Consider the following 7600-nt stretch of genomic DNA (forward strand, 5'->3'; position numbering starts at 1 on the left):
TTTTTGTTTTGCGACAATATATGGAGAGAATATACCCTTTTTTTGTTTATTTCACCCCCTTACTTCAATTTACACAACTATTTATACACCAACGCGTAAATCATGATATTGATTTTCAATTTCATTTATAATAGTATTATAATATATGAAGAAAGAAGCAGGTATTTTCTTTGAGTTTTTGGCGGGCCATGGGCTTAAATTTACAAATCAGAGAAAAATAATTTTGAATATATTTTTAAACACAGAAGATCATTTATCTGTCGATGATTTATTTGTCCTTTCCAGAAGAGAGGATAAAACAATAGGGTATGCGACAGTCCATAGGACTCTAAAACTTATAAAAGAATCCGGACTTGGGAGGGAAGTAGATTTTGGCGAAAAAAGAAAAAGATTTGAACATCTTTTAGGACACAAACATCACGATCATCTTATCTGTACAAAATGTAAAGATACGATAGAAGTTTTTGATCCCAAGATTGAAAAACTTCAGGAAAAACTTGCCCAAAGATATGGTTTCAAGCCGTCTTTTCACAGAATGGAAATATTTGGATTATGTAAGAAGTGTAGTTTGTAAATTTTTTTTGCAATCAGATTGAAAATCATTTTCAATTAGATTGTTGTAAAGGAGAAGTTAAATGTCATATGGAATTTTTAGGAGAGTTTTTGTTTTGATGTTGATATTGTTTAACTTGTTTTCTTCTTCTTATGGATATAGGCCATTTGGAACAGAAGATGCTTCTGTTTGCGGCTTGAAAGTTTCTCAACTTGAAGCAAGTATTGATTATTTGAAGTGGAATAGCGGGGATAAGGAATCGTTTCTACTTTTCGTTCCAATATATGGCATTACAGAAAACTGTGAGCTTTCTTTTGAGGTTCCATATATGTTCCATCATTTGCAAAATTCAGCATATAATGATGGAATTTCTGATATAAACCTTGTTGTTAAATATCTTTTATTGCCCGAAGATTTAAAACATGGAGCTTTGGCCATAAAAACTGTTTTAAAAACAGATACAGGAGATTTTAATATGGGGCTTGGAAGCGGAGATAAAGATTTAAGTTTTGTTTTAGCTTATTCTCAAATATTTAAACAGCTTACCATGCATTATAATTTAGGATATACTTTCATAGGAAAATCAAAAGATGAAAATTTAAGGAATATATTTCTTTATGGAATAGCTTTTGATTATTCTTTTAACCAATGTTTTAGTATTGTTTCAGAGCTTAATGGGAATAGGCATCCGGATAGCACTCAACCTGAAGATCCCAGAAATTTTATGGTAGGAATTATATTTAAGAAATATGAAAAAGCAATTTTTGATGTAGCAAGCAGATGGGGGCTGTCTGCTTCAAGTCCCGATTGGAATATGACATCGGGCGTTTCTTTGACTTTTTAGGAGATAAAAATTATATGAGTGACTGTTGCAGTGATAAAGTGAAAATAGATTTTTCAGGAATGAAAAAAATTGTGCTTGTTGGCAATCCCAATGTTGGCAAAAGCGTTGTTTTTTCTCATTTGACGGGGGTTTATGTCACAGTTTCAAATTATCCCGGCACAACAGTTGAGGTGACTCGTGGGGTTGGAACTATAGATAAGCGAAAGTTCCAGATTATCGATACTCCCGGGATAAATAGTCTTATTCCATCTTCTGAAGACGAAAAAGTCTCACGAGATATTTTATTGCAGGAACATCCCGACCTTGTAGTTCAAGTAGCCGATGCAAAGAATTTAAGGCGTACTCTCCTTTTGACTTATCAATTAAAAGAAATGGGTTTTCCTTTGGTTTTGGTATTAAACATGATGGACGAAGCAGATCAGAGAAGGGTTGAAATTGATACAAAAAAGTTAGAGGGAATCCTGGATATTAAAGTAGTAACTTCGACAGCGACAGAGGGGCTTGGTATTTCGGAAATAAAAAAGCTCATAAAGAATAAAACAGAGACAGAGATTGAATATGCAATAAAAGAGCTTCGGGATGATGTTAAAACAACGAAAGATCGACAAATTGAGGCTACTAGGGTTTGTTCTTTGACAACAAAAACTTTTCCACGGAGAATTTTATTCTTAGAGCGGATGGGTGATTTTACAATGAGGCCGATTACAGGAATACCTATTTTGATTTTTATCTTGTGGTTGATGTATAAATTTGTAGGAGAAATGGCTGCGCAGACCGGCGTTTCTTTTATGGAGGAGATCGTTTTTGGTAAACTTATAAACCCTTACGCCATAAAATTTATCAACTTTATCATCCCAATTCCTATCGTAAGAGAATTTTTAGTAGGCGATTACGGGATTATAACTATGGCATTAACTTATGCAATGGCCATTATTTTGCCGATTTTAGGGGCGTTCTTTTTGTTTTTTTCCATTCTTGAAGATTCGGGATATTTGCCAAGACTTTCTATTTTGCTAAATAGGGCTTTTAGAATGATAGGCTTATCTGGAAAGGCTGTTATTCCAATGGTTTTGGGATTTGGCTGCGATACAATGGCTACAATGACTACAAGAACACTGGAAACTGTGAGGGAGAGAATAATTGCAACATTACTTTTGGCTCTTGCTATCCCATGCTCGGCTCAATTGGGCGTTATTTTAGGGATGATAAGCACTCTTCCTCAAAAAGCGGTGCTTATATGGGCTGGCGTTGTAATGTTGGTCTTTTTTGTTGTTGGATATCTTTCTTCAAAAGTGCTCTCTGGTGCGTCTTCAGATTTTATAATGGAAATACCGCCAATCAGGATGCCTAAGCTTAAAAATATCCTGGTTAAAACATTGGCCAGGATTGAATGGTATTTAATGGAAGCTGTCCCCCTCTTTATTTACGGGACCATGGCTCTGTTTTTCCTTGATAAACTTAATGTTCTTGTTGTTATTGAGAAGTTTGCAAGTCCGCTTGTTGTAAACTTTTTAGGGCTTCCTTCAAAGGCTACCGAAGCCTTTCTTGTAGGATTTTTTAGAAGAGACTATGGGGCGGCGGGACTTTTTGATTTAGCTAAAAAAGGGTTTATGAATCCCCAGCAAGTTGTTGTAAGCCTTATTACCATTACATTATTTGTCCCTTGTCTCGCGCAATTTCTTGTGATGATAAAAGAGAGAGGCTATAAAGTAGCACTCGCAATTTTTTTATTTGTCTTTCCATTTGCGTTTTTAGTGGGAGGAATTGTTAATTTTATTTTGAATTACTTTAAGGTGATTTTATGAAATGTCCTTTATGCGGGAGTGAGTTTGATCCTAGTTGCAAAAACAATAAAAAATCTGCTTGCGCAAGTTGTCCTATGCGAGGGTCTTGTGAACTTTTGTGTTGTCCCAATTGTGGTTATGAGATTCCAAAAGAATCAAAAATTGTAAACTTCTTTTTTTCTATAATAAATTTTTTAAGGAGTGGTAAAAATGCAAAATCGTGATGTTGATGAAGTCTTGGAAATAATTTGGATGCAGAATGAATCTGGTAGCCGTGATTTATGTGTTGTTGAATCTGAAATTAAAACTCAAAGGCTTCAAAATGTTTTAGTTGAAATGCAAAATGCTGGCCTTGTAAAAATAGAAGGAGAAAATGTTTTATTTACAAAAGAAGGGGAAGAGAAAGCTTCGGCACTTATAAGAAGACATCGGCTTGCAGAGCGGCTTTTGGCTGATGTTTTAGAATCAAAAGATGATACCCTTGAAGCATCCGCCTGTGAGTTTGAACATGTAATTTCAGAAGAGGTGACAGATGCCATATGTACATTGCTAGGCCATCCCAAAGAATGTCCGCATGGGCTAAAAATTCCCGAAGGAAAATGCTGTAAGAAATCAAAAGAAGTTGTAGATAGTTTGATTACAACACTTGATAAAACTCCTGTTGGGGAGAGCGTAACAGTTGCTTACATTCTTGCAAACAACCATTCCAGGCTTCACAAACTTATGTCTTTTGGCATAAGTCCTGGAGTTAAGATAAGAATTCATCAAAAATATCCTGCTTATATAATTCAAGTTGATGAAACGCAAATTGCATTAGAAAAAGAAGTTGTAAGTGGGATTTATATAAGAAGAAACTGAAGATATATTTGTTGATTACCTATAACAATCTTATGCTATTTTTTGTAAGTATAGTTGGGTATTATTTAATGGGTTGTAAGCGTCAATTGGAGATACAGCCTTCTCATTGTTTTTTGTTTTAATAAGAGAATCTAAAATGGAATCAGTTATAAACAGTGCTTCATCACAACCTATTCTTTCTGTCGGATCAATTTTTATCAATGAATTTACAAGCTTTGATATATTGGGAATATTTTCAAAATTGGAATAAGCGTAGAACTTTTCTTTAAATGGGAAAGAATAGGAATGATTAAAATTTTTATTTTCTTCAAATCCTTTGAATAGATTGATCAAAATAACCCCTAGGCTAAAAGCATCTACTTTTTCATTGAGAAGAGATCCATCTTCTCCCCAAAAAAATGATTCGGGCGCAATATATGATGGAGTTCCTATAATAAAAAATTGTTTATTTAACATTTTATATGCAATGGAATCTCCTTTTTCTCCTGCGGCGCCAAAGTCAATAATTTTTACTTTACCGTTAGGCATGATAATAATATTATTTGGATTTAAATCCCTATGAATTTTTCCATGATTATGAAAACTTGTAACAGTGTTTACGATATCCCGAAAAAGAAGAAGAGCTTCCTCGGTAGATAGGGAATGAGAGTTTATGAGTTTTACAAGTGGGACACCATCAACATGTTCCTCTGAAATCATTACGGGAGAGGTTTTATCCCCAATACCATATAACGCGTCGGTCAAGTTGCCTTTAGATGCCGGTTTTTTATTATATTGTGGTTTGCCCTCTATTCTTGGGACGGGTGTTGATTTTTTTTCCATGGGGTAGCTTGTTTTTGCTTTATCGTTAAAAGATATATTTTTAGACATGGAATGAATTTTTACAACACCATCCACTTTTCTCAACGCAAAAAGATGTTCCCCTTCATTTTGTATAAAAGCAGCATTTTGATGGATGGTTGCAGCATTTATAGAATTGCATCCTTTTGTCATCCGTCTTCCACCTATTTGATTTAAGTTAGTTACTTTAAGTTGAGCTCTTTCGGTTGAAGCTTCCATTGACAAGAGTCTATCGTCTAAAAGCGAGGAGACCTTTTTGGCAATTGACATTCGGATGCTTTTATATGTAATTGTTTGAGGTAAGTATATAGGGGTGAGCATTTCAGCCGATGAAGAAGGGAATTTTGTATCTCTAAAAGATAGAATTTCCGAGATGGTATCGTGTAGAGTCATTAAATGATTTAAACTTGTTTCAACCATGCCTATAAGAAGATAGGCAGTAAAAGGAAGTATTTTGAGGGTTTCTTTGAAAAGTAGAAAAGAAAAAGAAATTAAATTTAACTGATTCTTGCTTGCTTGATGGTTTTGCTGAATTTCTCTAATATTTTGTTCATGCTCGATATTCGAAATATTCATATTTATAGTGTATAAAATTATTTAATAATATAAATGGGTTTAAATTTACTTTTTATAGACTATTTTCAATGCTGTAAGATTTATAGGTTTTTTGTTTTTCGAGGCGGAAAAAGATCAAATAAAAAGAGATTTACCACCACACCCAGAACGCCATATTCGTGAGAGCATAAATAAAATATATAAATGTTAGGAGGTGATTTACATGATGAGAAAAGATCCTGTTTGCAATATGGAAGTTGAAGAAGAAAAAGTTTGCGTTGATCACAAAGAAAAACACTATTGTTTTTGCTCTGAAAATTGCAAAGGGAACTATCTCCTCTTTAATGGGAGATAACACGCCGCCCTATGAGCTAAACCATGCGGATGTTTTGGGGCTTAATATTAATAAATTCATAAGTTGACCCCATGATGCTCTTTGTATTTGGATGGCGCATCAACTTTTTATACAGCATTAAATTTTCAGGATCATTTGATGCTATCTTGGGAAGATATGTGTCCATCGTAAATGCAGCGGTTAGGCATGCGGCCGCCTGATTATATTGTTTGAGCATAATCAAAGCACAAGCCTTATTAAAGTATGCGTAAGATATATCTGGTTTTTTTCGGGAGCGTTTAAGGATTTCATCGCATGTTTCAATAACAGCTTTAAATTGTTTTAATGCAAGAAGAGCATACGCTTTTTTCTCTTGCAGGCGATAATCTCCGCGATTTGGGACGATTTTTGATCCTTTGTCGGCGCAGGCAATTGCTTTTGTGTATTGCTTGTCCATTACATATGCATGAGCCAGATCGGTATAAATAAGCAAACAATCATAATCATCAACTGGTTTCTCAATGTGTTTTGATCTTATTGCTTTTTTTATAACAGCAATGGCTTGTTTATATCTTTTTATGTCTATCAAAACCACACCATGATGATGTAATATTTCCCAGTCATTGGGCTGTATTGCCAGTGCGGCATTAATCATTTTTTCATAACTATGTTTGTACTCATCTTCATTGCAGATGTCGCCAGTAAGTGAAAATAGATAAGATTTTAATAGTTGAAAAATAATTGTTTTATTTTTAGGAAATGTTTGTTGGTAATATTCAATAAAGCTTTCATATGTTGTTAAGGTATCCCTGTTATGGGTTATAATAAATTGCTTATATTTGAGCATATTTTTTTTCATCTCAAAAAAATGGACATTGCCATGTTCATCAGTTATATAAAATGAGGCATCTTCTAAAAAAGGAGCTAATTTTTGCAGGCACATCCTAAAGTTCTCATCGTAATCATATGAAAATCCGCTAGAAATTACCAAGTACATATCCGAGGTTGCAAATTTCTGTGAAGTAATATCTTCATTCATATTATCTATGATAATATTGCCGCAAGGAGATTTTAGGGTAAGGGTTGAAATATCATCTATTTTTTTAAATACCCGCTTTATTTTTTCTTCTTTTCCATCTTGCACTTTTATACAACAACCGCTACTTAAAACTTGCGGAGCAACTTGTGTTACAGTATGAATGTTTGACATAATATTAAAATTATATCATATTGTCATTTGAGATGTAAAAAAACAAAGGGGGCTTATTATGGCAAAACTTACCATTGCAATCTCCGGGATGAGCTGTGCTTCTTGTGTTTCTGCGATTGAAAACGCCTTGAGGAGTTTTAAAGGGGTAAAAACCGCCAATGTCAATTTTGCTTCTGAAAAAGCCTTTATTGAATATGATCCAACTATTACTGATATTCAAAAAATAAAAAATGTAATAAAGGCAACGGGGTATAATATTATGGACGATGAGAAAAATAAGAGGGGAAACGAAAGATCAAATATTATAGAAGAAGATGATAATAGAGGAGATGCTCAAAAACAGGCAAGGGACAAGGATATAAGAAATTTAAGAAACAGGTTTTTGGGCGGATTGATTTTAAGCCTTCCGCTTCTTTATTATATGCTTGTTGCGTTGTTTTCTTTTCCTCTGCCCGAATTTTTCATGGAAAACATGGCAACTATCCAATTTTTGCTTGCTACCCCCGTTATGTTTATAGGGAGCATCTTTTTTACAAGGGGAATTTTATCTTTAATCAAGACCAAAACAGCCAATATGGACACATTGGTCTCTTTGGGCGTGGGAGCCGCCTATGTTTACAGC

General features: G+C 34.2%; 7 protein-coding genes and 1 pseudogene. 6 read left to right on the forward strand and 2 right to left on the reverse strand.

The annotated features are described in order from the left end of the window. Positions 1-145 precede the first annotated feature (145 nt). From A2290_00005 to A2290_00025, 5 genes are all read left to right on the forward strand, one after another. Positions 146-574 (forward strand): transcriptional repressor, encoded by a 429-nt coding sequence (locus A2290_00005; protein ID OGC14526.1) that lies wholly within the window; start codon positions 146-148, stop codon positions 572-574. A 61-nt stretch (positions 575-635) separates the two neighbouring features. Continuing rightward, the gene (locus A2290_00010; protein OGC14527.1) at positions 636-1397 is read left to right on the forward strand and encodes a hypothetical protein; all 762 of its coding nucleotides are present in this window, start codon (positions 636-638) and stop codon (positions 1395-1397) included. Between the two features lie 14 nt (positions 1398-1411). Further along, positions 1412-3202: a hypothetical protein gene (locus tag A2290_00015; protein OGC14528.1), complete on the forward strand. Its 1791-nt coding sequence runs from the start codon at positions 1412-1414 to the stop codon at positions 3200-3202. Next, positions 3199-3405: a hypothetical protein gene (locus tag A2290_00020; GenBank protein OGC14529.1), complete on the forward strand. Its 207-nt coding sequence runs from the start codon at positions 3199-3201 to the stop codon at positions 3403-3405. The genes A2290_00015 and A2290_00020 overlap by 4 nt, the downstream gene beginning before the upstream one ends. Further along, on the forward strand, positions 3392-4039 hold the full coding sequence (locus A2290_00025) for a hypothetical protein (GenBank protein ID OGC14530.1): 648 nt from the start codon (positions 3392-3394) through the stop codon (positions 4037-4039). The genes A2290_00020 and A2290_00025 overlap by 14 nt, the downstream gene beginning before the upstream one ends. 30 nt (positions 4040-4069) lie before the next feature. Here A2290_00025 and A2290_00030 read toward each other — a convergent pair whose 3' ends face one another. Together A2290_00030 and A2290_00035 are read right to left on the reverse strand one after the other, a co-directional pair. Then, positions 4070-5455, reverse strand: a complete 1386-nt coding sequence (locus A2290_00030; GenBank protein ID OGC14531.1) for a hypothetical protein — start codon at positions 5453-5455, stop codon at positions 4070-4072. Positions 5456-5805: 350 nt separating this feature from the next. Beyond that, a complete protein-coding gene (locus tag A2290_00035; protein OGC14532.1) occupies positions 5806-6978 on the reverse strand; it encodes a hypothetical protein in 1173 nt (390 codons plus the stop codon). 58 nt (positions 6979-7036) lie between these two features. Here A2290_00035 and A2290_00040 point away from each other — a divergent pair. Beyond that, positions 7037-7600, forward strand: a pseudogene (locus A2290_00040) (hypothetical protein).

This window comes from candidate division WOR-1 bacterium RIFOXYB2_FULL_36_35, assembly GCA_001771505.1.
Lineage (GTDB): Bacteria > Margulisbacteria > WOR-1 > XYC2-FULL-46-14 > XYC2-FULL-37-10 > XYB2-FULL-36-35.

What these genes read in the sequence shown, in the direction of transcription:
- A2290_00015 (OGC14528.1), top strand. Translation starts at nt 1,412, where the DNA reads ATGAGTGACTGTTGCAGTGATAAAGTGAAAATAGATTTTTCAGGAATG.
- A2290_00005 (OGC14526.1), top strand. Translation starts at nt 146, where the DNA reads ATGAAGAAAGAAGCAGGTATTTTCTTTGAGTTTTTGGCGGGCCATGGG.
- A2290_00020 (OGC14529.1), top strand. Translation starts at nt 3,199, where the DNA reads ATGAAATGTCCTTTATGCGGGAGTGAGTTTGATCCTAGTTGCAAAAAC.
- A2290_00035 (OGC14532.1), bottom strand. Translation starts at nt 6,978, where the DNA reads ATGTCAAACATTCATACTGTAACACAAGTTGCTCCGCAAGTTTTAAGT.
- A2290_00010 (OGC14527.1), top strand. Translation starts at nt 636, where the DNA reads ATGTCATATGGAATTTTTAGGAGAGTTTTTGTTTTGATGTTGATATTG.
- A2290_00025 (OGC14530.1), top strand. Translation starts at nt 3,392, where the DNA reads ATGCAAAATCGTGATGTTGATGAAGTCTTGGAAATAATTTGGATGCAG.
- A2290_00030 (OGC14531.1), bottom strand. Translation starts at nt 5,455, where the DNA reads ATGAATATTTCGAATATCGAGCATGAACAAAATATTAGAGAAATTCAG.